Genomic DNA, 22,025 nt, shown 5'->3' with positions numbered 1-22,025 from the left:
AGAGAGAGTGCAATCGTGACCAGGATCGCTAACCGTCCTACGCGCGCACCCAGCACAGAGGCAAAGCGGACTACCAACCCGCTTCAAATCGCCTACGCTCGAGAGGAACTCGCGCGCCTCAACAAGCTGCGTGCGGTCTACCGCGCGCACGTGAAAGAAGGCAAGTCACAGACCGCCATCGCAAAAGACGCGGGTCTGTCACAGGCGGAGGTTTCACGCATCGTGAAACGAGTCAGCATCGCCCCTCAGATGCTAGATCTTTCCCCTGGTGAGGTCATCCTTCAGTTTGTTGCCGGCGACATAGGGCATCACGAAATGATGGAAAAGCTGACGCACTGGCCGTACAGCTTTGCTCGAGATGCAGAGCCGGAAAACCCACTCACGGTACGGACCTCCGGATCGTGGGACGAAGTTACTGACGCAATGCATCGCGGTCTCGTAGACTATGACGATTATGACTACCTCCTCGAGCGCGTCCGGCCCCCCAGCGCATGAGCATGACACCCCTCGGAGAAAGACTGAGAGGCGTCTAAACGAGCTGACCTCCGAGAATGCCCCTATGGCGCGGACGTCGGAGAACGCGACTTCAAATCGCTATAAGTTCGAGGATCGTGTCAGGCGGCGATTTCATGACGAGATTATCGACTCTTATTTGTCAGATTCGGCTCACGTTGGCAAAGACGGGTTAGCTGCAATAGTGACTGCCGGCCCTCCCGGGGCCGGCAAGTCAACCAAAATTGAGCATCTCGGCGAGGACCTCTCCAGCTACCGTCGGATAGACGCCGATGAGATTAAGAATGTCCTGATCGATCGTGCGGTTGCCGATGGCATCTACGATTCGTTTCTGGGGCTCATTCTTCCTGATGATCGTCCGCTCCTTCCCAACGAATTGGCTTCACTTGTACACACAGAGTCTGCCAACTTACATAACACCATCGTCAGGAGATCGCTAGAGGACAAGGTCAATGTCATTATCGAGGGAACGCTATCGTGGTCTGAACTTGTCAATCGGTATTACATCTGGCTTGCGGCAAAAGAGTACCAAAAACTAAAAATTCTCGACGTAGAAGTAGATTGCTATACGGCGCTGGCCCACGCTGAAAAGCGATGGTGGTACGGAAGGGAAGAATATTTTGCCGGAACCGGATCACCACGAGGCGGTCGATTCACTCCAACTTCTGCTATCAGCAGCGCATACCCCGGCGGGGTATCGACTAGCGCATGCAATGTCAACGCTGTAAGTTTTTTCAATGATGACAGGGCGGACATTTTTGAAGAAGTACAGCTCATTGTCTATGACGGTTTCTCTGAAACTACTAAAACCTATGTTTCTCGCGATGGGCTTGTCGAAGGTCCAAGACCCGAGCCTCTGATCATGCCTGCGGTAAGAAACTTAGACGATGACCCCGGTATATTCGTCGTTGGAGCGCCGTAACACGGTGCGTTTACCCTCAATTGCTTTGCCATCCAGGAACATGCTCGCTCAATCTAATCTGTCTCTCTAGACTGAGGGGGACACGGCTTAGGCACTGACGCTGTCTGCTTGGGAACGTTTTCACATTTAGTTGAGCTCTCCCTCTGGGGTCCGGTCTTGGGCTAGCCGTGGGAGGTCCACTAGGAACACGTGGCGCGGAGTGTCCCGCTGAAGGATTGGCTTGCGGGCAGGCGTTGAGGAAGGTCAACCCTTCAATGGAGCCATGGAAAACCTAGCGGGTTCAGAGATGCGCATCTGGAAACAGTTTCGAAATCGTGGAGTAACGGAGTGAACGGTAAGTTCGCGGGTTGCACTGAGATTTCCGCCATGACACGGACAGGCTCGGTGCTAACAAACTGGCACTCTGTAATCAGTCCGAGAATGGGGTCCATATAGCTGGGCATCCTGGTGAAACCCTTGCTGGGGAGTATGTCACCACTCCTGCCTTGATAGGAGCCTTGCCGTTCTCATTGGCCGCGAATGAGACAAAAATGCGCCGCTCGGATGGGTCCCCGGCACTTGCGCCCGGGTAGAAGCAGGCATTCAAGAAACCTCGGCAGGATGATGAGCGGACGGCGTATACGATAGCCCAGGTTGGGTCTTCGGTCGCATAGACGGCTGTCGTTTTTGAGAACTCGTCGAGGCTGTAGTCGACGGGCGCCCGAGGTTCGAGAATTGAGAGGCCTGGCGTCTGTGAACCATGCAGCAGAAAGTTATTAGTTGCGACTAGTTGCGCAAGTTGAGTCCAAGTCGTGTCTCCGCTGGTTGGGGCTGGCACGTGCCATGAGGTATCCACGACGCGAACGTTAGCAGGAAGCCGCCCGGTATCTTAGGGGTGCATGCGCTGGGAGGCAACAATCTGTTGGCGGGATAGGTGGTAGCGGCGGCGACCCACTGGCGGACCATACTGGGACACTGAATAGATTTCAGAAGCAACGCCTGAAGGGGGAGTCATCATCGAACAGGTCATGCAAACGTCAAGTGGTCGATTGGCCTTGCGTCCACCTGTTCCTAGCGATGTGGGCGAGCTGTTCCGGATGTACTCAGACACTCGTCTCATTGAATGTGACCCCATGCTCGCTCACACCTCGATCACACATACACAAGCAGTCCTCCAACGCCGCATCGCTGAGTGGCAACAGCATGGGCACGGATTGTGGGTACTGGAAACCTTGGAAGGCGCCTCATCGGGCGAGCTGGTCGGCATGGGTGGCTGTCAGCTGCTGACAGCCAACGCGTGGAATCTATCCTTTAGCCTGCGACCCCAGAGCTGGGGGCGCGGCTACGCTCAGGAAGTCGCCATAGCTGGCATCGAATATGCACGGGCGGCACGCCCTGACTTTCCCGTAACGGCTGTTGTCGCGAAGCCCAACACACGCTCCCAACGTGCGATCGAACGAGCGGGACTTCGCAAACAATGGGAGGGGCCGGACAACTATGACCCCGACCCAGCGGCAATGATGTTGCTGTACGCCGACCGCGTGTTATCCCATGATCAAATCTTGACGCTAACTCACTAACCACCGTTAGACGTCTTCGATACCTATGTCTAAGAAGCCACTCGCACCAAAGCAGCCCGGAGGTCCTTGCTCGGATGCGCTGGTTGCGTGAGGGACAGCCAATGGGGGAGCCGACGAGGCTGACGTCCAAGTCAACGCTTGGTTGTTACGCAGAGGGATCAATGGCGGGCACGTTGAGTCGGACATTTTCCTGATCCGGCACCACAGGTATTTCACGGCTTCGGGGCCATGAAACGACGACGGCGGGAGGCCGGGTTGGAAAACCCGGCCTCCCGCCGTCGTCGTACGTTTTGGACTACTTGGTGACGTGGTCCACCAGGGAATCGGCAATGCCGATGTACTTGCCGGGGGTGAGGTCGAGCAGGCGGGCCTCAGCCTCGGCGGGCAGTCCCAGACCGGTAACGAATTCACGCATCCGCTCCGCGTCCACGCGGTGGCCGCGGGTCAGTTCCTTGAGGCGCTCGTACGGGTTTTCCATGCCGGGAGCACCGGCGATGGCCTCGGCGCGCATCACCATCTGGATGGCTTCGCCGAGCACCTCCCAGTTGGTGTCCAGATCCGCGGCGAGGACGTCGTCGGCCACATCCAGGCGCTCCAGACCCTTGGCCACGTTGGAGATAGCCAGCACGGAGTGGCCAAAGGCCACGCCAATGTTGCGCTGGGAAGAGGAATCGGTGAGGTCGCGCTGCCAGCGGGAAGTCACCAGGGTGGAGGCCAGGGTGTCCAGCAGGCCGTTGGAAATCTCCAGGTTGGCTTCGGCGTTCTCGAAGCGGATCGGATTGACCTTGTGCGGCATGGTGGAGGAACCGGTGGCGCCGGCCACCGGGATCTGCTTGAAGTAGCCAATGGAGATGTAACTCCACACATCCGTGCAGAAGTTGTGCAGGATCCGGTTGAAGCGGGCAATGTCCGCGTAGAGCTCGGCCTGCCAGTCGTGGGACTCAATCTGCGTGGTGAGGGGATTCCAGGTCAGGCCCAGGCCCTCCACAAAGCTGCGGGCCACCTGCTGCCAGTCGGCGCCGGGCACCGAAGCGTAGTGGGCGGCGTAGGTGCCGGTGGCGCCGTTGATCTTGCCCAGGTACTCGGTCTTCTCGATCCGGCGCAGCTGGCGGGTGAGCCGGTGCGCAGTGACAGCCAGTTCCTTGCCCAGCGTGGTGGGCGTAGCCGGCTGTCCGTGGGTGCGAGAGAGCATCGGCACGGAACGGGTTTCTTCGGCCATGACGGTGATCCGGTCCACCAGGTCATGTGCTGCGGGAAGCCACACGTTTTCCACTGCACCCTTAATACCCAGGGCGTAGGAGAGGTTGTTGACGTCCTCGGAGGTGCAGCCGAAGTGCACCAGGGCCGTCAGGTTTTCAATGCCGACCGCTGCCAGCCGGCGGCCGATGTAGTACTCCACGGCCTTCACATCATGGACGGTGACCTGCTCAATCTCGGCCAGTTCCGTGATGGAGGCGCCGTCGAAACCGGTGACGATTTCGCGCAGCTGTGCCTGCTGCCCTTCGCTGAGCGGGGAGGTGCCCGGCAGCACGGAGTTGGAGGTGAGGTGGATCAGCCACTCCACTTCCACGTGCGTGCGGTCGCGGTTCAGGGCGGCCTCGGACAGGTAGTCCACCAGCGGTGCCGTGACGCCGCGGTAGCGGCCGTCCAGCGGGCCAAGGGCAATGGCGGGGGTGACGGAGGCAAGGGGGACGCGGGGAGCAGCGGATTCAGCCATGCGGTAATTCTTTCATGTTCCACCCGGGCCTCCCGCTCTGTGACATAGGCGCTCTGTGACATGGGAGGGCCGGGACCCGGTCCTCGTCCTCCACAGGGCCCCGTGCACTGTGACGACGGTGAATGCTCCTCCCCATCCCCAGCCCGGAAGAACCGCTGGGGGTCCGGACATGAAAGAACTGAAACGGCAATCGCTGAACGGGTGTTCAGCCCGCCAGGAAAGGGAGGTGGCTGATGGACAGGTCTGCGGAGTCGATGGTGGTCAACCCGCGCGATGTCTACGCTGCGGGCGAGGCAGCCGCTTGGGTCGCCCGGGCGGTGAAGGACCTGGCGGGTATCGAACAGGATCTGCCGGCGCTCATCCGGATGGACTGGTATTCCCCGGCGGCGGGGGAATTCACGGCCCTCCTCCGGCAGCACATCAAGAACGTGTCGACCACGCTGGAAGATCTGAGAACCTGTGCTGAGGCCGTTGCCCGGCATGTGGAGGAAATCCGTGCCTCTGGTCATGAGGTGTCGTAGATGTCTTATCAATGGTCCACGGAAAACAACGCCGCAGCGGGAATCCATGTCCGGGGCGGTGCACACGGCCTGACGGTGGAGTACGGGGAGCTGGAGTCAGTGGCCGGCGCGTTGGAGGAAACCGTTGGACAGCTCACCTCCCTGCGGTCCGGATGCATGGAAATGTATTTGCTGCTCGTTGGAACGAGCGCGGTGCACGTCCACGCCCGTGAGGCAGCCGGCGCTGCGGAGCTCGTCATCAAGGGCCTTTCCCGGAACCAGCAGGAGCTGGAGGAAGCCGCCGTTGATCTTCGCCGGGCTGCCCGGAATTATCTGGACACGGAAGGGCGGTTGGAAGAAGCGATTTCGTGGTTGGCCGTCGGAGTGCCGGCGGGGATCGAAGTGTGGCGGAGAGGCGGTGGCGGCTTCCCCGAGCGCAGTGTGAGTGAACTGATGGTTCCGCCGTTTGACGGCTTTCTCATTGAAAAGTTGCTGGAGCGGCTGGCAGAGGGCAGGTTCGGAGAGCTTAGACCGATCGACGTCACCGCGCTGGAGGACAGCGGGGCGCCGGTTCCGCTTGCCGGATCGGCCCGGGGTTTGCTGGAACGTTCAAAAACCCTGCTGGACGGACCGGAACGGGGCGTGGTGGAAATACTGACCGTGGACGAGGGTGAACGCCGTGTCCGGATTGTCACCCTGCCCGGCACTCAGGACAGCGGCAGCATAGTTGTGGGACCGAACCCCTTCGACAACTACGGAATTGCGGAGGGCCGTGCACGGGACAGCCAATACATTGCCGATGCCGTGGCGGACGCCCTGCGGCAGGCGGGAGCCTCAGCAGAGGACGCGGTCATCCTGGTCGGCTACAGCCAGGGCGGGATCCACGCCGTGAATACCGGAGCACGCCTGGCGGAGTCGGGAGAATTCTCCGTTGAGATGGTGGTGACGGCGGCCGCGCCCGCAGGGGACAGGAGCACGCCGGATGGAGTGAAAGTGCTCCACCTGGAGCACTATCAGGACTGGGTCCCCGGCGCGGACGGAACCCTGAACCCGGACACCGCCGACCGGGTTACGGTGACGGGACGGACCGCGGTTCCCGCGGATGCCAGCCGTGACGGACTGGGGCCGGCGCATGACCTGGACCTCTATTTGGAGCTGGCCGACCAGGCTGATGCCAGCGCAGACCCGTCCTTAAAGGATTCGCTGGGATACCTCGCGGACATCATTCCGCCCGCATCAATCGCCACGAGGAGCCTCTTCAGCTTTTCCCGGAAACCGGCGCCCACACCTTCGAAGAATGCGGCCGGCCAGGCGAAACGACCGCCGTCGCCCGCGCCAATGCCTTCTCCGCCGGCACCATCCCCGCTACCGGCGGGTCCCGGTCAGTGAACCGGCCACCATGGAGACCAGGCTGATGATGATTGAGGCGAGTATGGCGGTCCAGAAAAAGGAATCCACGCTGAAATCAACCGGCGTGTAGCTGCTCAGCCAAGACGTCAGCATAAGCATGGCCGCGTTGACGACAATCGTGAAAAGTCCCAAAGTCAGGATGGTCAGCGGCAGAGTCAGAAGCTTGACGACCGGCCGGATCAGCGCGTTGACAATACCGAACAGCAGGCCAATAAAGAGGAACGCCAGCACCAGATCAATGGTGGGATTGCCGGTAACGGCGTCGCCCGTTTCGAAGACCGTGATGCCGGGAAACAGCCACGCGGCCACATACAGGGCGAGGGCATTAATGATGATCTGGATCAGGAAGCGCATGGCTCCATGCTGACACAGTCGCATGCTCAAGACGCGGAGGGAGGCACGGACCGGTTTCAGTGTTCCAAATCACCCACTGGTGGAAGGCGACTACGCTTAAGCCCATGACGACCACCGAAAAGGACACCCACGCCGCTGAGGTCCGGGCTCCCGAGATCCGCCCCCGAAACGTGATGGGGAAGCTGCCCCGCTACGCCGCGGGCAAGCCGCCGGCGATTATCGAGGGGCTGCAGAGCTACAAGCTGTCATCCAATGAAAACCCCTTTCCGCCCCTGCCGGCCGTGCTTGAGGCCATCAGTAACAGGCAGGACATCAACCGGTACCCGGACCCGCTGTCCACGGCCCTGCGTACTGAACTCGCGGCGTTCCTGGACGTGCCGGCTGAGGACATCGTCACCGGCGCCGGCAGCTTGGGTGCCCTGAACCAGCTGCTTTCAACGTTTGCCGGACAGAACGAGCACGGCGTTCCGGACGAGGTCATCTACCCGTGGCGCTCCTTCGAGGCCTATCCCATCAGCGTGGGGCTGTCCGGGGCGGACGGCGTCCAGGTGCCGCTGCGGGCGGACGGCACCCATGACCTGGAAGCCATGGCGGCGGCTATCACCGACCGGACGCGCGTGATCCTGCTGTGCACGCCCAACAACCCCACCGGTCCGGCTTTGACCTCCGTCCAGGTTGAGGACTTCCTTGTCCAGGTGCCCGCTGACGTACTGGTGGTGATCGATGAAGCGTATGAAGACTTTGTCCGGGATCCGGAGGCCGTGAACGGGATCGAGATGTACCGGGAACACCCCAATGTGGTGGTGCTGCGGACGTTCTCGAAGGGTGCCGGACTGGCGGGCCTCCGCGTCGGGTACTCCGTGTCACACCCCCCGGTGACCCAGTACCTGCGGGTGGCGGCTGTGCCGTTTGCCGTCTCCCAGCTGGCGGAAACAGCTGCCGTTGCCTCACTGCAGCACCACGGTGAACTTGTGGAAAGAATACAAGGACTCGTCGAGGAGCGGACCCGTGTTATGGCGGGTTTGAAGGCGCTCGGATGGCGGATACCCGAGGCGCAGGGAAACTTTGTCTGGCTGGATTTGGGGGAGAATACCCCCGAGTTTGCGGCACTGGCGGAGCAGCAGGCCCTGGCTGCGCGGGCGTTCGGAACGGAGGGTGTGCGGGTCACCATCGGTGAGCAGGAGGCCAACACTCGATTCCTCGCGCTATGTGCGACCTATACAAAGGGACCCGGGGTTTCCTAGCGTGTCCTGACTGCGGACCGGGACGCGGCCCTCGTTAGGCTGGGGAGGTACGTTCCGCATATATGCCGCAGTGGTGATCTATTCCTTCTGAGGCATATGTATCTAGCGCGGGGCAGGTCGCTGACCGCCCCGGCGAGGAGTAAGCATGGATCTGAAGCACCTGGCTGTCCGGCCGGAGGCCAACGCTTCCGGCCTGCCTGAAGACGAGGCAGGCAACGTGGACATCGGCATTTTGGGCAGGGAGGCCGATCCGGCCATGGTCCAGATGCTCAGCCCGGAGGGTGAGCTTCTCCTGCAGGGTCCCTACGGTGCCTATGCTGCAGAGCTGGACGCCGAAGATCTTCGCGGCATGTACCGGGACATGTACACCATCCGCCGCTTCGACCAGGAAGCCACGGCGCTGCAGCGCCAGGGTGAATTGGTGATGTGGGTGCCGATGACCGGGCAGGAAGGCGCGCAGATCGGCTCCGGCAGCGCCCTGCAGCCGCAGGACTACGTCTTCCCCACTTACCGGGAGCACGGCGTCGCACTGACGCGGGGCCTGGAACTGTCTTCGCTGCTGCGCCGGTTCCGCGGTGTATCCCACGGAGGGTGGGACCCCAGCGAAACAAATTTCCACCTCTACACGCTGGTCCTCGCCGCACAGGTGCCGCACGCCGTCGGCTACGCCATGGGCATGGCCCGTGACCGCAAACTGGATTCGCAGCTGCCCGAGGCCGCCACGGTGGCCTACTTCGGCGACGGTGCCAGCTCCGAGGGTGACGTCCACGAAGCCATGGTCTTCGCGGCCTCCTACGACGCGCCCGTGGTGTTTTTCTGCCAGAACAACCACTGGGCCATCTCGGTGCCCACCGAAGTGCAGTCCCGCATTCCGCTCGCCAACCGGGCCAAGGGCTACGGTTTCCCGGGCATCCGCGTGGACGGCAATGACGCGGTTGCCGTTCGGGCCGTCACGAGCTGGGCGCTGGAACACGCGCGCTCGGGCAAGGGGCCGGTGCTGATCGAGGCCTTCACCTACCGGATGAGTGCCCACACCACCGCCGACGACCCCACAAAGTACCGTCTCAGCGCCGATGAGGAAGCCTGGATCCCGCGTGATCCGCTCACCCGGCTGGAGAAGCACCTCCGTGCCGCGGGGCTGGCGGATGACGAATTCTTCGAGACGCTGGCGGCGGAAGGACAGGCCATGGCGGAGAAGCTCCGTCAGGATGTGCTTGCCATGTCATCACCGGGGTTTACGGATGCCTTTACCGACGTCTACGCCGAAGCACACCCGCTGATCCAGGAGGAACTGGAGTTCCACCGCCGCTACGAGGCCGGCTTTGCCGACTCCCAGGAGCCCACCGCATGAGCACGATGACCATGGCCAAAGCCATTAACGCCGGACTGAGGGCGGGACTGTCGCAGAACCCCAAGTCGCTGCTGATGGGCGAAGACATTGGCGATCTGGGCGGCGTTTACCGCGTAACCGAAGGGCTCAAAGCGGACTTTGGCGCGGACCGGGTAATGGACACTCCGCTGGCGGAATCCGGGATCATCGGTACCGCTATCGGTCTCGCGCTGCGCGGCTACACGCCTGTCTGCGAAATTCAGTTTGACGGCTTTGTCTTCCCCGGGTTCAACCAGATCACCACCCAGCTGGCCAAGATGCATTCGCGAAGCGAGGGAGCCCTCAGTGCGCCGGTGGTTATCCGGATCCCCTACGGCGGCGGAATCGGATCCATCGAACACCACTCGGAATCACCGGAAGCACTGTTTGCCCATACGGCAGGGCTGCGGATCCTTACCCCGTCCAGTCCCCAGGACGCCTACTGGATGATCCAGCAGGCCATGACCTGCCTTGATCCGGTGATCGTTTTCGAACCCAAGCGCCGCTACTGGCTGAAGGGCGACGTCGACACGGAAAAGCCTTCGGGTGATCCGTTTGCGGCCCACGTTCTGCGCGAAGGCACCGACGCCACCATCGTGGCGTATGGGCCGCTGGTGCCGGTGGCCCTCGCCGCCGCGAAGGCCGCTGAGGAAGACGGACGCAGCATCGAAGTGATTGACCTGCGCTCCATCTCGCCGATCGATTTCGACACCGTCACCGAGTCGGTCCGCAAGACCGGCCATCTCATCGTTACCCACGAAGCCCCCACGTTCGGCGGAATCGGCGGGGAGATCGCGGCCCGGGTGACCGAACGCGCGTTCCTGTCCCTGGAGGCACCTGTGATCCGTGTCGGCGGTTTCCACATGCCGTATCCGGTGGCCAAGGTCGAAGAGCACTATCTGCCGGACATCGACAAGCTGATGGATGCCCTGGACCGGTCTTTCGCCTACTAACCTCCGGCCGCCAAGCAGTTTGCCGCACACAAAGATTGAGAAACCATGACTGAAAGAACGTTCCACCTTCCCGACGTGGGCGAGGGTCTGACCGAGGCCGACATTGTCCAGTGGAAGGTTCAAACCGGCGACACCGTGGCCGTCAATGACGTCATCGTTGAGATTGAGACGGCAAAATCACTGGTGGAGCTCCCCTCGCCCTACGCCGGCACCGTGTCTGCGCTGCTGGTGGAGGAGGGGCAGACAGTGGATGTCGGAACGCCCATCATCAGCGTCACGGCCGGTTCACCGGCCCAGGAGAGCGGCCAGCAGCCCGGGGCGCCCATGACTCCCGCGCCCGTTCCGGCGGCAGCCGACGACGACGGGCAGCCCAGCGCTTCCCTCACCGGCACAGGCCCCAAGGCCGACGCCGTGAAGCGGCGGCCGCGGACCGGCCGGGCTGCTCCTTCGCCCGTCAGCCAGCCGGCCCCGGCTGCACCGGCTGCACCGGCTCCGTCAGGTGCGGCACCCTCACCCGCGGCGCCGTCTCCGGCCCCGAACCCCGGGCGCCCACTCGACGCCCGTACGCCGGCCGTCGCTGCTGCAGGCGCCGCGGTGCAGGACACCCTCTCCCGCCTGATCCAGCGGGTGCTGGCCAAGCCGCCGGTACGCAAGGCGGCGAAGGACCTCGGCATCAACCTGGCGGAAGTGCCGGCAACCGGCGCCGGCGGCGAGGTGACCAAGCAGGATTTGATCAGCTACCAGGCGCAGCGCGAAGCCGAGCAGAAGTCCGCGGATACCTTCTGGGCAGGCGCGCAGAAGCCACGTGACGAGCGGATTGAACGCATCCCGGTCAAGGGAGTGCGCCGGGCTACGGCCAAGGCCATGGTGGACAGCGCATTTTCCGCACCCCATGTCAGCATTTTCGTGGATGTGGACGCCTCACGGACCATGGAGTTCGTCAAGCGGCTGAAGGCGTCACGGGACTTTGACGGCATTAAGGTCTCGCCGCTGCTGATCCTGGCAAAGGCCGTGATCTGGGCTGCCGCCCGCAACCCGTCGGTCAACGCCACCTGGGCCGGGGACGAAATCCTGGTCAAGCACTTCATGAACCTCGGAATTGCTGCCGCCACGCCCCGCGGACTAATGGTCCCGAACATCAAGGACGCCCAGGACCTGTCTTTGAAGGAACTGGCCATTGCCCTCAACTCCCTGGCGACGACGGCGCGGGCAGGGAAAACCCCGCCGGCGGACATGTCGGGCGGGACCCTCACCATCACCAACATTGGTGCCCTGGGCATCGATACCGGCACACCCATCATCAACCCCGGTGAAGTGGCCATCGTGGCCTTCGGGACCATCAAGCAAAAGCCCTGGGTGGTGGACGGCGAAGTCGTTCCGCGCTGGGTGACCACCCTGGGGGGTTCCTTCGACCACCGGGTGGTGGACGGTGACCTTTCCGCGCGTTTCATGGCCGACGTCGCATCCATCCTGGAGGAGCCTGCACTGCTGCTGGATTAGGCAGCAGAGAGGCCAAACGCACAGCAGGCACTGCGTTCGCGGCTGACGGCGGATACGATCGGGACACTATGACTATTCCTCGGAGCCCCCAGGGGCAAGGCGGCCCGCCGCGCATTGACCTCAAACGCACGCTCATCCTGCTGGCAGTGGCCTTTGTCATCTCCAGCCTGCTGATCATGCTGTTCCCCGGACTGGGCACCTTCTGGCGCCTGCTGATCATCCTGGGCCTGTTTCTCGTCGTCTTTCCGTTCCTGGAACGGCGGCGAAGGAACCGCTAGCCTGCAGCGTGGTCCATGGCGCGGCGCAGGACCGGGGCGAGCCGCCGCACGCCCTCGGCAATGTCCTCTTCTGAAACAGCGCTGAAGGCCAGTCTCAACTTGTTGGAAGGTTCATCCGACGGCGAGAACGCGGCTCCGGGGATGAACACCACACCTGCATCGATGGCTTCGTACAGCAGGGGATAGGTGTCCACGCCTTCGGGCAGGCTCAGCCACACAAAGAATCCGCCGTCGGGCACCGTCCAGCTCACGCCGTCGGGCAGTTCTTCGGTCAGCGCCGCGAGCATGGCGGCGCAGCGCGAGGCATACAGCATCCGGGAGTCGCGGATGTTCTGCATCCAGTCGTAGTCGCGCAGATAGGCGGACACCAGCATTTGCGTGAGCGGCGACGGGCAGAGGACCACAGCCTCACAGGCCAGATAGAAGCGGCGGTGCAGATGGCGGGGGACCAGTGCCCAGCCCACCCGGACGCCCGGGGCAAAGATCTTGGAGAAGGAACCCAGGTACAGGACGTCATCGGGATTGCCTGCCCGCAGCGGTACCAGCGGGTTCCCGTCAAAGCGGAGCATTCCGTAGGGGTTGTCCTCGAGGATGAGGATGTTCGCCTGCGCGCAGATTTCCACGATGCGGGGCCGTCTGCGGGCGGCCAGGGTCACTCCGCTGGGATTGTTGAAACTGGGAATGGTGTAGAGCATCTTGATGGTCTTGCCCTGCTTCCGCAGCGAAGCGATCGCTTCCTCCAGCGCTTCAGGCACCAGGCCCTCACTGTCCACCGGAAGGGCGTGCATCTGAACCTCGTACGCTTCGAAGGCGTTCAGTGCCCCAACATAGGTTGGGTCCTCGCACAGCACCACGTCTCCGGGGTTGCAGAATACTTTGGCGGCAACGTCCTGGGCGGACTGGGAGCCCGTGGTGATGACAATGTCCGCAGGATCGGCGTCGGTAATTCCTTCCGCTGCCATGACCTCACAGGCCTGGATGCGGAGCTCCTCCATGCCCTGTCCGGCACCGTACTGCAGCGCTTCGAGTCCGTGTTCGGCGATGATGCGCTGCGCCGACAGGCCCAGTTCGGCCAGGGGAAGCGAACGCAGGTAGGGGCTGCCTCCCGCCAGCGAGATCAGCCCCGGCCGGATGGAGATGTCAAAGACGTCACGCACCGCCGACTGCTTGATATGGAAGGCACGGTCTGAAAAGAGGGCTTCATGGCGGTGCGTGGAAGAAAGGGCACGGTCAAGGGCTGCCTGGGTCTCTGCCGTCAGAACTGTGGCGGTCGTCTCCTCGGAAGTCATCCCCACATCCTAGCCCGGCTTGTTGCTCTCTCGGCAACAATAGTTGTCTAAATCCACCCGGCCCGGTGGGCTTTTACGCCGGCCTGGAAACGGCTTTCTGCGCCCAGGTCCTCCAGCATCTTGGCGATGTGGCGCCGGCAGGTCCGCACGCTGATGCCCATCCGGCGGGCTATGACCTCATCGGGTTGACCGGAGGCCAGGGCACGGAGGATTGAGCGCTGCACACTGCTCAGCTGATTTCCGCGTGGTTCTTCGGCAAGGAACGGCTCGCCCAGCTCCCAGGCGAACTCAAACAGCCGGACAAAGACGGAAACCACGTTGGGATCCCGGATGACCAGCCCCGCCCGGTCCTGGGCATGTGCTGCCCGCGGGATCACTGCAACCTTGCCGTCGAAAATCACTGCCCGGAGCGGCATCTGGGGGAGGGTCCTAAACTCCCCGCCGGCCGCAGTGACAACCTCAACGGCCCTGCGCGTGGGCATATGGTCCCGGATGCTGGAGTGGTAGAGGGTGCGGCGGGACACCCCCTGCTGCAGCATGTCCACATCTTTCTGGATGCTCTCTTCCTGGGTGTCGGCGGTGGCCCCCTGCCCGGGCCGCGCCATCAGGACACACTCGGACGCAGATCTGGCGTATTCGATCAGGATGCGCATCACCTGGTCCGGATCCTCCAGGACCTCCACCGGGGCATCGGTGGATACCCGCCGGCTGGCCTCGGCAAAGACGGGAACCAGTGCGGACAGCTCACGGCGCTTGGCTCCGATCCGCGAACGGAGATCCAGGAGCGCCCTCTCGTCCGGATCAACCAGTTCAGCCAGTGCGACGTCGGGGGAGACGGCCGTGTAGCTGCGCCGGCCGGTGTTGGCCTGGACCAGCAGGCAGCGCTCCACCAGAGAGTTCACGGCCGCCTCGATGGAACGCGTGGTGAAGCCCAGCGCCTCGGAAGCATCGTCTACGGTCCAGCCCGGACTGCTTACGGCGTAACGGTAGACAGCTTGGGACAAGTCATCCACATCCGTTCCTTTCGATTCGGCTGAGGCTACCTTATCCGGCGCTGCGCCAAAGGCATGCTGTCATCCTTTGTCATAGCCGGAGATGGCATCCACCTTCTCCGCTGAAGCACCGGCAGGGTCAAATACGTAACCCAGCCATTCCTTGGCGAGGCGCCGCGCCAGCTCAATGCCGACCACTCGCTGGCCCATGCAGAGCACCTGGGCATTGTTGCTGAGCACGGAGCGCTCCACGGAATAGGAATCATGGGCGGTGACCGCCCGGATGCCGGAAACCTTGTTCGCGGAAATGGCCACTCCCAGGCCCGTGCCGCAGATCAGCAGGGCACGGTCCGCTTCGCCTGCGGCTACTATGCGTGCGGCGTCGACGGCGACGTGGGGGTAGGCAGTATTCTCCGAGTCGGAAACACCCACGTCCACAACGCTTTCAACGCGGTCATCCGCCTCCAGGTCCCGGCGCAGAACCTCCTTGTAATCAAATCCGGCGTCGTCTCCGCCGATCACTATCCGCAGTTTCCGGGCCTCGCTCATGATTTCCTCAGTTCCTTGTTCGGCTGGTGGTTTTGTTGTCGATAGGGTCGGGGATCCGGCACCCTGCAGTGTCCGCGGCAATGTCAAGCAAGTTCAGATAGGCGTCCACCTGCCATGCGGCGCGGCCGATGAACAGTCCGTTCACGTGCGGGATCCCGAGCAGGGCGGCGGCGTTGTCCGGTGCCACCGATCCGCCGTAAAGCAGTCCGGCCACCTGGTGTCCCCAGCTGTGTGCGAGGGCTGCGAACGGGGCCCGGAGCTCATCCGGTTCGGCAGGCCGCCCGGCGGCACCGATCGCCCAGACAGGCTCGTAGGCAATCAGGACCCGGGAGATTTCCTGCCCGGAAAGGCCGTCCAGTGCCGCGGCGGCCTGCCGGAGAATGAACTCGGGGGAGTTTCCCGCAGCCAAGACGTCGGCAGGCTCACCGACGCACAGCAGCGGAGTCAGTCCGTGCCGCAATACCGCTGCCACTTTGAGCCGAACCGTTTCATCGGTCTCCCCAAAGTGCGCGCGGCGCTCCGAGTGGCCAATTTCCACCAGCTGCGCACCGGCGTCGGCCACTTGGGGAACGGAAACCTCTCCGGTCCATGCGCCGTTGTCCTCCCAATGGGCGTTCTGCGCTCCCAACAGCACCCGGCGGTCATCTTCCAGGATCCCGGCCACCGCGGACAGAGCCGTGACCGGGGGGATGATGAAGGGCTGCACGGCGCCCAGCCGCCGGCCGTCAAGACCGGTGAGCAGGCCGCGGGCGTATCCTTCGGCCTCGGCGACGGTTTTGTTCATCTTCCAGCTGGTGCCAACCCAAACAGTCACGATTGTTCCTCAGGAGGTGCCGGGTGAGGAGCTGAGGAAATTCCCCAGCGCATCCATCAGGACCGAGAAGGAATGGGCGCCGGGATCGGGCGTACCCAGACTCTTGTCGCCCAGGATGCGGGACCTCCCCAGGCGGGAGGTGATGTCTGCCGTGGCTTCGGCCGCCTCCTGCGCCGCGGCCGCGGCCTTTTTCACCGAGCCGGCCAGGTCGCCGGTGGAAGCGAATTCCGCCGCGATGACGTCGCGGAAAGGAAGCGCGGCGTCCACCATGGTTTTGTCCCCGGGGCGGGCCCCGCCAAGCCGGACAACGGCGTCGATTCCCGCGGCAAGAGCCTGGACAATTTCGGGTGCCGCCACGGCGCGGGTGTCGTCAAAGACGCTGCCGGCCGCGGTGAGGGCCGCCCCCCACAGTGCCCCGGAGGTGCCGCCTGCTTCCTCTGCCCAGGCGTCTCCTGCATGAAGCAGGACCGTCCGCGCTCCGGCGCCTTTGGCTGCAGCCTCGCTGCCGGCCTTCGCTGCACCCCTGGTTCCGTAGGCCATCCCCTGGCCGTGGTCGCCGTCGCCGGCCACCGCGTCCAGCCGGCCAAAATGCTCTTCGTGCTCCGCCGCCGTGTCGCGCAGCATTTCCAGCACCTGCACGATCCCCGCAGCGGATGCCCGGGATTCCTCCGCCGCTTCCGGAATGGGATCCTCGCCCGGAACGTGCACTCCGGTCCGCGGCGGTGCCGACGGCTCTTGGGCCGCGCTTCGCCGGAAAGCGGGGGTGTCCGCCGGTGCCAGCCAATACTGCTCCAGTTCATCGTCCAGGAACACGATGCTCAGCGAGAGCCCGGCCATGTTGAGGCTGGTGACATGTTCGCCAATTTCCGGGGCCACCACCGTAAACCCCTTCTCGGACAGCCGCTCAGCCACCCGGCCGTAGACCACAAAGAGTTCCTCGTACTTGACCGTGCCGAGGCCGTTGAGTACCACTGAGACCCGGCCGCTGTAGGAGCCGTTCCGCTCCGGTTCCTCTTCGAGGACGCCGTTGAGCAGCAGGTCTGCGACTTCCGAAGCAGTTCCCATGGGCACCTCGCGGATGCCCGGTTCGCCGTGGATTCCCAGGCCGATGGCCATCTGTCCGTCCGGCACGTGGAACAGGGCCTCCCCGGCTCCCGGCAGCGTGCAGCCGTCGAACGCCACGCCAAAGGAGCGGGTAGCGTCATTGGCCTTCCAGGCCACCCGCTCGGCCTCATCCAGATCTGCACCGGCCGCAATGGCCGCACCGGCGATCTTGAAGACAATCAGGTCCCCGGCAATTCCGCGGCGGTCCCGGTGGGATTCGGCGGGGCCGGAGGCGATGTCATCCGAGACCTTGATAATTCGGACATCGACGCCCTCGGCGCGCAGCTTTTCGGCCGCCTGGCCAAAGTGCAGGACGTCCCCGGCATAGTTCCCGAAGCCCAGGAGAACGCCTCCGCCGTTTTCCGCCGACCGGGAAACGGAGTACACCTGGGAGGCGGACGGGGAGGAAAAGATGTTGCCGCACGGTGCACCGTGGGCAAGGCCCGGGCCTACCCAGCCGGCAAAAGCCGGGTAGTGCCCGGAACCGCCGCCGATCACCAGGGCAGGCTGGTTTTGCGGCGTTTCCGTGGAGCGCACCACACCGCCGTGCGCGGGCATCACATGCGCCGGGTGCGCTGCAGCGTATCCGCGCAGGGCGTCGACGGCGAAGTCTGCGGGGTCGTTCAGGAGGTACGTCATGGGTCAGCGGGTTTCCGTGGAAGTGTGGGCGGTGTCCAGGCCTGCCTCCTCGGCGGGACTGGGTCCGAGCTCCTTCAGCAGCCCGGACATGGCAACATACGCCTTGTTCCGGTAGGCCACAAGGTCCTGGGATTTGTCCGCGGGAATCTGCAGGAAGCCGGCTCCCGACTTGGTGCCGAGCTTCCCGGCATCGACAAGGTCCTTCAGGATTCCCGGGGTTGCAAACCGTTCCGGGAAGGAAGTCTGCAGCGATGCGTAGCAGAAGGAGTAAACGTCCAGGCCTGCCATGTCGGCGATCGCAAACGGGCCAAAGAAGGGTAACCGGAAGCCGAAAGTGGTCCGGACCAGGGTATCCACGTCCGCCGCGGATGCAATGCCCTCCTCAACCACTTGGGCGGCCTCGTGGAACAGCGCGTACTGGAGGCGGTTGAGCACAAAGCCCGTGACATCCTTCACGACGGCGGCATGTTTGCCCGTGAGCGCGACAATTTCCCGGGCTGTTTCAACGGTTGCTGCGGTGGTGCCCGCGTGGGGAATGACTTCCACTCCGGGGATGAAGGGAGCGGGGTTGGAGAAGTGCACCCCCAGGAAGCGGCCCGGGTTAGAGACTGCCTCGGCCAGGGTGGCGATCAGGATGGTGGAGGTGTTGGAGCCGATAACAGCGTCTTGCTGTGCAGCATCACTGATTCGCCGCAAAGTGGCGTGCTTTATCTCAAGGATCTCAGGGACGGCTTCTTCGATGTAGGAGGCATCCGCCACGGCATCTTCAATGCTGGGGGCCGCCCAAAGGTTTTCCCGCAGCCGCCGGACCGCGTCTTCGGGAAACAGGCCGTCTGAAACGAACAACTCCGCCTCGGCGAGCAGGCGTTCGAGATTCTTCTCGGCTACTTCCTGCGACACATCGGCAAGCGCAACTCGTGCGCCTCCCAGGGCGAGGACCTGTGCAATGCCTCCGCCCATGTATCCGGAACCTACTACGGCTACTGTTCGCTGGGTCACTGGCGAGTCCTCCGATGCACTGGTCAATGATTCGTCCGGTCGGATTCGACCGGAGCTATTTCATCTTTCCTATAGGATCCATGTGCAACTCTGTGATGTCAACCACACAGTATGCGGCTCGGTCGGGAGAGGGGTGTCAGTCCGGCTGTCCGGCGCCGGTGCGGGTTGCCTCGTGTTCCCGCGCAGCACGGTCACGAACGCCGCAGATGTGGCCGGCCATTGCGGCGCGTGCTTCCTCAGCGTCACCCCGGCGCATGGCGGCGACAATCCGGGTATGTTCCTCAATGGCACTGCGTGCATCGCGGACTCCGGTTCCTCCGAACAGGCGGAAGCGGTGGACGTGTCCGCCCAGGGAGTTGTAGGCACCCAGGAGGAACCGGTTGCGGGTTTGTTCGGCGATGGCCCGGTGGAAACGCTCGTCTGCTTCCCAATAGGACCGGTAATCGGAAAAGTTGGGTCCGTTGGGCGCCTGCCGCAGGTCTTCGATGGAACGCTCGAGCTCCGCCAGAAACGCCTCGTCTGCGTGCCTGCAGGCAACCTCGGCGGCGTGCCCCTCGATCAGCAGCCGGGCATCCATGAGGTCCAGGAGTTCGTCATGGCTCAGGACGGGCGCCACGCGGTAGCCGCGCAGGGCGGCGCGCACCACCATGCCGGTTGCTTCCAGCCTGGCCAGTGCCTCCCGGACGGGGGTCGGGGATACGCCAAGATCCCTGGCGGTGCCGTCAATGCTGAGCGGGTCCCCCGAGGCAAGCTTTCCGTCCATCAGGCGCGCGAGAATCTCCGTGTAAACCTGATCCGCCAAAACGCTGCGCTGCACCCAGGCACCGCTCCCTGCTGCATCCGTACCCATGGTGCTCCTCTTTGTCCCGCCGTTGGTGTGCCTTCAAGATTTTCCCACAAGGCAGTGATCCGCCCCGCCCGGGGGTTTGCAGCGTGGCGGCTGAGGGCTCGCCGTTCCTGCGGGTCGGCGGCCAGCTGGACAGCATCCCAATATCCTATAGGTTATAGCCCAGACGTGCCGAACTATGGCCCACATCACATACCCGTGGAGCAACTCCAGCGAACAAAGGTGTTCCCTCTATGCGCATTCCCGCTGTTCTACCCGCTGAAACACTCGTCCTGGCCGACAGGCCCTCCTGGGCGCTGATCTCGATCGCCGTGGCGGCCATCGCAGTCCTGCTGCTGATGATCATCAAACTGCGGATCCATGCCTTCTTCGCCCTGATTATCATCAGCGTCCTAACCGCGCTGGCAGCCGGCATCGGCATCGGGGACGTAATGACCGTCGTCGTTGCCGGATTCAGCACCACCGTTGGAACCGTTGCCCTGCTGGTGGGGTTTGGTGCCGTCCTGGGGCGCCTCGTGGAGGTATCGGGAGGTGCCCAGGTCCTTGCGGATGCGATGCTTCGCCGTTTCGGAGAGAAGCGGGCACCTCTGGCGCTGGCCGTCGCCTCGTTGTTCTATGCCTTCCCCATCTTCCTTGATGCCGGATTCATCGTGATGCTGCCAATCATTTACACGGTGGCGCGCCGCCTTGACGGCTCCTTCATGCTGTATGTGCTTCCCTCTATCGGCTCGTTCCTCATGATGCATGCGCTGACCCCGCCGCATCCGGGTCCCACCGCGGCGGCAACGGTCATGGGTGCAGACATTGGCATGGTGATTGTGGTTGCTCTGCTGGTTGGCCTTCCGGCGTGGTACTTCGCCGGGTACCGGCTGGCACTGATTATTGCCAGGCGGTACCCGGACATGCCCGTTCCAAATCTGCTGGGGGAGGCGGATTTGGATGAGGACACTCCGCGGCCGGGGTTCTGGACCATCATCTTCGTGCTCCTGCTGCCTCTGGTCCTGATCTTCTTCAACACCCTCTTCAGCACACTCGAGGCAACCGGGGCAGTGGGCGAAGACAACATTCTCTTCCAGCTCTCCCGCCTGATCGGAAACACTCCCGTCGCGCTGCTGATTGCCACCCTGACGGCGATGTACCTGCTCTACATGCGGCCGCGACGCGGCCGCGGCAAAATCGGCAGTGCCCTGGAGGACCTGGTCGACCATGCGCTGGCCCCGGTTTGTTCCATCATCCTGATCACCGGTGCCGGCGGCGCTTTCGGCCGCGTCCTGACCGAAACCGGCATCGGCGGAACCATAGCTTCCGGACTGGACGCCATTGGCCTTCCCGTCATCCTCGCCGGATTCCTGGTGGCGATCGCCTTCCGCGTTGCGCAGGGATCCGCCACCGTCGCAGCCACAACGGCCGGTTCCATCATGGCCCCGGCTGTCATGGAGCTCGGTGTCTCCGGAATTGGCCTGGCGGCCGTGGTGGTGGCGATTGCAGCAGGCTCCATCACGTTCTCCCACGTCAATGATTCCGGTTTCTGGCTGATTGGAAAGTTCTGCGGCTTCGACACCCTGACCACTTTGAAGACCTGGACCGTGGTGGGCACGGCGATCGGTTTCCTGTCCTTTGCGCTGGCATGGGTGGTCTACGCAGTAGCCGCGTGATGCCGGCGCCCCTACCCCTTGAGGAGTTTTTATGGCCATTTTTCCGGAACGCCGGACCGCAGTTGTCACGGGCACGGGCAGCGAACGCGGGATCGGCCGCCACGTTGCCCGCCGTCTTGTTAGGGAAGGCTGGGCCGTGGCTGTGCTGGACCTGGACGAGGCAGGAGTGCACTCCTTTGCCGCAGAGCTCGCGGCGGAAGCGGTGCAGCCCGTCCTGGGCATAGCCGTTGATGTGGCGGACCCCGCCTCGGTGGAGGCAGCCTTTGTCCGAATGGATGAGGAGCTGCCTCCGGTGCTTGCACTGGTCAATCTTGCCGGAATCGCCAGCCCGCACACCCTCTTCGAGCTCACGAAAGAACTGTGGACCCGCGTCATGGACGCCAACGCCACGGGAACGCTGCTCATGATGCAGGCTGCAGCCCGCCGCATGATCGACGGCGGCTGCGGCGGACGCATTGTGAACACCTCGTCCATAACGGCGTACGACGGCGGCGGGACCTTCTCGAAGACGGGGTACGCGGGGGCAAAGGCAGCCGTGCTGGGGCTCACCCGCGGTGCAGCCCGGGAGCTCGGGCCGCACGGCATCACCTGCAATGCCGTTGTCCCGGGACCCATCGATACGGACATCATGGGCGGTCCGCTCAGCGAGGACCGCAAGGCCGCTTTGTCCGGAGACATTCCCGTGCAGCGGGTTGGCCGCCCGTCCGAAGTTGCCGCCCTGGTGAATTTCCTGGTGGGCGAAGAGGCGGGGTTCATCAACGGCGCCTCGTACTTCATCGACGGCGGCAAGCACATGGTGTGAACCCGCCCATTAACCC

The 22,025-nt window shown here is 63.4% G+C and carries 21 protein-coding genes; 12 read left to right on the top strand and 9 right to left on the bottom strand.

Features of this window, described 5'->3' with window-relative positions; genetic code table 11:
* Positions 1-15: 15 nt before the first annotated feature.
* From CXR00_RS05055 to CXR00_RS05045, 3 genes are all read left to right on the top strand, one after another.
* The gene (locus CXR00_RS05055) at positions 16-495 is read left to right on the top strand and encodes a hypothetical protein (protein ID WP_104053380.1); all 480 of its coding nucleotides are present in this window, start codon (positions 16-18) and stop codon (positions 493-495) included.
* A 64-nt stretch (positions 496-559) separates the two neighbouring features.
* Positions 560-1,435 (top strand): zeta toxin family protein, encoded by an 876-nt coding sequence (locus CXR00_RS05050; RefSeq protein ID WP_181032476.1) that lies wholly within the window; start codon positions 560-562, stop codon positions 1,433-1,435.
* A gap of 1,007 nt (positions 1,436-2,442) precedes the next feature.
* Entirely contained in the window at positions 2,443-2,994 is a 552-nt protein-coding gene (locus CXR00_RS05045) for a GNAT family N-acetyltransferase (RefSeq protein ID WP_104053378.1), read from the top strand.
* A gap of 295 nt (positions 2,995-3,289) precedes the next feature.
* Here CXR00_RS05045 and purB read toward each other — a convergent pair whose 3' ends face one another.
* Complete coding sequence (gene purB, locus CXR00_RS05040) at positions 3,290-4,711, bottom strand: adenylosuccinate lyase (RefSeq protein ID WP_104053377.1); 1,422 nt, start codon at positions 4,709-4,711, stop codon at positions 3,290-3,292.
* Between the two features lie 233 nt (positions 4,712-4,944).
* Here purB and CXR00_RS05035 point away from each other — a divergent pair, with 233 nt between their 5' ends.
* A complete protein-coding gene (locus CXR00_RS05035) occupies positions 4,945-5,232 on the top strand; it encodes a hypothetical protein (RefSeq protein WP_146068448.1) in 288 nt (95 codons plus the stop codon).
* Positions 5,233-6,600, top strand: a complete 1,368-nt coding sequence (locus tag CXR00_RS05030) for a hypothetical protein (RefSeq protein ID WP_104053375.1) — start codon at positions 5,233-5,235, stop codon at positions 6,598-6,600. It abuts the gene before it with no gap.
* Here the strand turns inward: CXR00_RS05030 and CXR00_RS05025 are convergent.
* Positions 6,577-6,975 (bottom strand): phage holin family protein, encoded by a 399-nt coding sequence (locus CXR00_RS05025; RefSeq protein ID WP_104053374.1) that lies wholly within the window; start codon positions 6,973-6,975, stop codon positions 6,577-6,579. The genes CXR00_RS05030 and CXR00_RS05025 overlap by 24 nt on opposite strands.
* 104 nt (positions 6,976-7,079) lie before the next feature.
* On the opposite strand from CXR00_RS05025, the gene CXR00_RS05020 reads away from it, so the two are divergent.
* From CXR00_RS05020 to CXR00_RS05000, 5 genes are all read left to right on the top strand, one after another.
* On the top strand, positions 7,080-8,219 hold the full coding sequence (locus tag CXR00_RS05020) for a histidinol-phosphate transaminase (protein ID WP_104053373.1): 1,140 nt from the start codon (positions 7,080-7,082) through the stop codon (positions 8,217-8,219).
* Positions 8,220-8,475: 256 nt separating this feature from the next.
* Positions 8,476-9,570, top strand: a complete 1,095-nt coding sequence (pdhA, locus tag CXR00_RS05015; RefSeq protein ID WP_104053742.1) for a pyruvate dehydrogenase (acetyl-transferring) E1 component subunit alpha — start codon at positions 8,476-8,478, stop codon at positions 9,568-9,570.
* A complete protein-coding gene (locus tag CXR00_RS05010) occupies positions 9,567-10,541 on the top strand; it encodes an alpha-ketoacid dehydrogenase subunit beta (protein ID WP_104053372.1) in 975 nt (324 codons plus the stop codon). Before pdhA ends, CXR00_RS05010 begins: the two co-directional genes overlap by 4 nt.
* A 45-nt stretch (positions 10,542-10,586) precedes the next feature.
* Complete coding sequence (locus tag CXR00_RS05005; RefSeq protein ID WP_104053371.1) at positions 10,587-12,041, top strand: dihydrolipoamide acetyltransferase family protein; 1,455 nt, start codon at positions 10,587-10,589, stop codon at positions 12,039-12,041.
* A gap of 68 nt (positions 12,042-12,109) precedes the next feature.
* Complete coding sequence (locus CXR00_RS05000; RefSeq protein WP_104053370.1) at positions 12,110-12,319, top strand: hypothetical protein; 210 nt, start codon at positions 12,110-12,112, stop codon at positions 12,317-12,319.
* Here CXR00_RS05000 and CXR00_RS04995 read toward each other — a convergent pair.
* The 7 genes from CXR00_RS04995 to CXR00_RS04965 all read right to left on the bottom strand — a co-directional run bounded on the left by CXR00_RS04995 (position 12,316) and on the right by CXR00_RS04965 (position 19,555).
* Positions 12,316-13,608 (bottom strand): PLP-dependent aminotransferase family protein, encoded by a 1,293-nt coding sequence (locus CXR00_RS04995; protein WP_104053369.1) that lies wholly within the window; start codon positions 13,606-13,608, stop codon positions 12,316-12,318. The genes CXR00_RS05000 and CXR00_RS04995 overlap by 4 nt on opposite strands.
* Before the next feature lie 47 nt (positions 13,609-13,655).
* On the bottom strand, positions 13,656-14,621 hold the full coding sequence (locus CXR00_RS04990; RefSeq protein ID WP_104053368.1) for a LuxR C-terminal-related transcriptional regulator: 966 nt from the start codon (positions 14,619-14,621) through the stop codon (positions 13,656-13,658).
* A 60-nt stretch (positions 14,622-14,681) separates the two neighbouring features.
* On the bottom strand, positions 14,682-15,149 hold the full coding sequence (locus tag CXR00_RS04985) for a ribose-5-phosphate isomerase (RefSeq protein ID WP_104053367.1): 468 nt from the start codon (positions 15,147-15,149) through the stop codon (positions 14,682-14,684).
* Positions 15,150-15,156: 7 nt separating this feature from the next.
* Entirely contained in the window at positions 15,157-15,963 is an 807-nt protein-coding gene (locus CXR00_RS04980) for a triose-phosphate isomerase (RefSeq protein ID WP_104053366.1), read from the bottom strand.
* Between the two features lie 9 nt (positions 15,964-15,972).
* A complete protein-coding gene (locus CXR00_RS04975) occupies positions 15,973-17,706 on the bottom strand; it encodes a dihydroxyacetone kinase family protein (protein WP_104053365.1) in 1,734 nt (577 codons plus the stop codon).
* 3 nt (positions 17,707-17,709) lie between these two features.
* On the bottom strand, positions 17,710-18,705 hold the full coding sequence (locus CXR00_RS04970; protein WP_104053364.1) for a 3-hydroxyacyl-CoA dehydrogenase family protein: 996 nt from the start codon (positions 18,703-18,705) through the stop codon (positions 17,710-17,712).
* 136 nt (positions 18,706-18,841) lie between these two features.
* Positions 18,842-19,555, bottom strand: coding sequence for a GntR family transcriptional regulator (locus CXR00_RS04965; protein WP_104053363.1), 714 nt, complete (start codon positions 19,553-19,555; stop codon positions 18,842-18,844).
* A gap of 230 nt (positions 19,556-19,785) precedes the next feature.
* Here CXR00_RS04965 and CXR00_RS04960 point away from each other — a divergent pair, with 230 nt between their 5' ends.
* Positions 19,786-21,207, top strand: coding sequence for a GntP family permease (locus CXR00_RS04960; protein WP_104053362.1), 1,422 nt, complete (start codon positions 19,786-19,788; stop codon positions 21,205-21,207).
* A 31-nt stretch (positions 21,208-21,238) separates the two neighbouring features.
* A complete protein-coding gene (locus tag CXR00_RS04955; protein WP_104053361.1) occupies positions 21,239-22,009 on the top strand; it encodes an SDR family NAD(P)-dependent oxidoreductase in 771 nt (256 codons plus the stop codon).
* The last annotated feature ends 16 nt before the right edge of the window (positions 22,010-22,025 follow it).

The organism is Arthrobacter sp. 9E16 (genome assembly GCF_002929435.1).
Classification (GTDB): domain Bacteria; phylum Actinomycetota; class Actinomycetes; order Actinomycetales; family Micrococcaceae; genus Arthrobacter_B; species Arthrobacter_B sunyaminii.
Note: the sequence above shows the minus strand (reverse complement) of the source record. Positions and strands in the feature narration are given on the sequence as shown.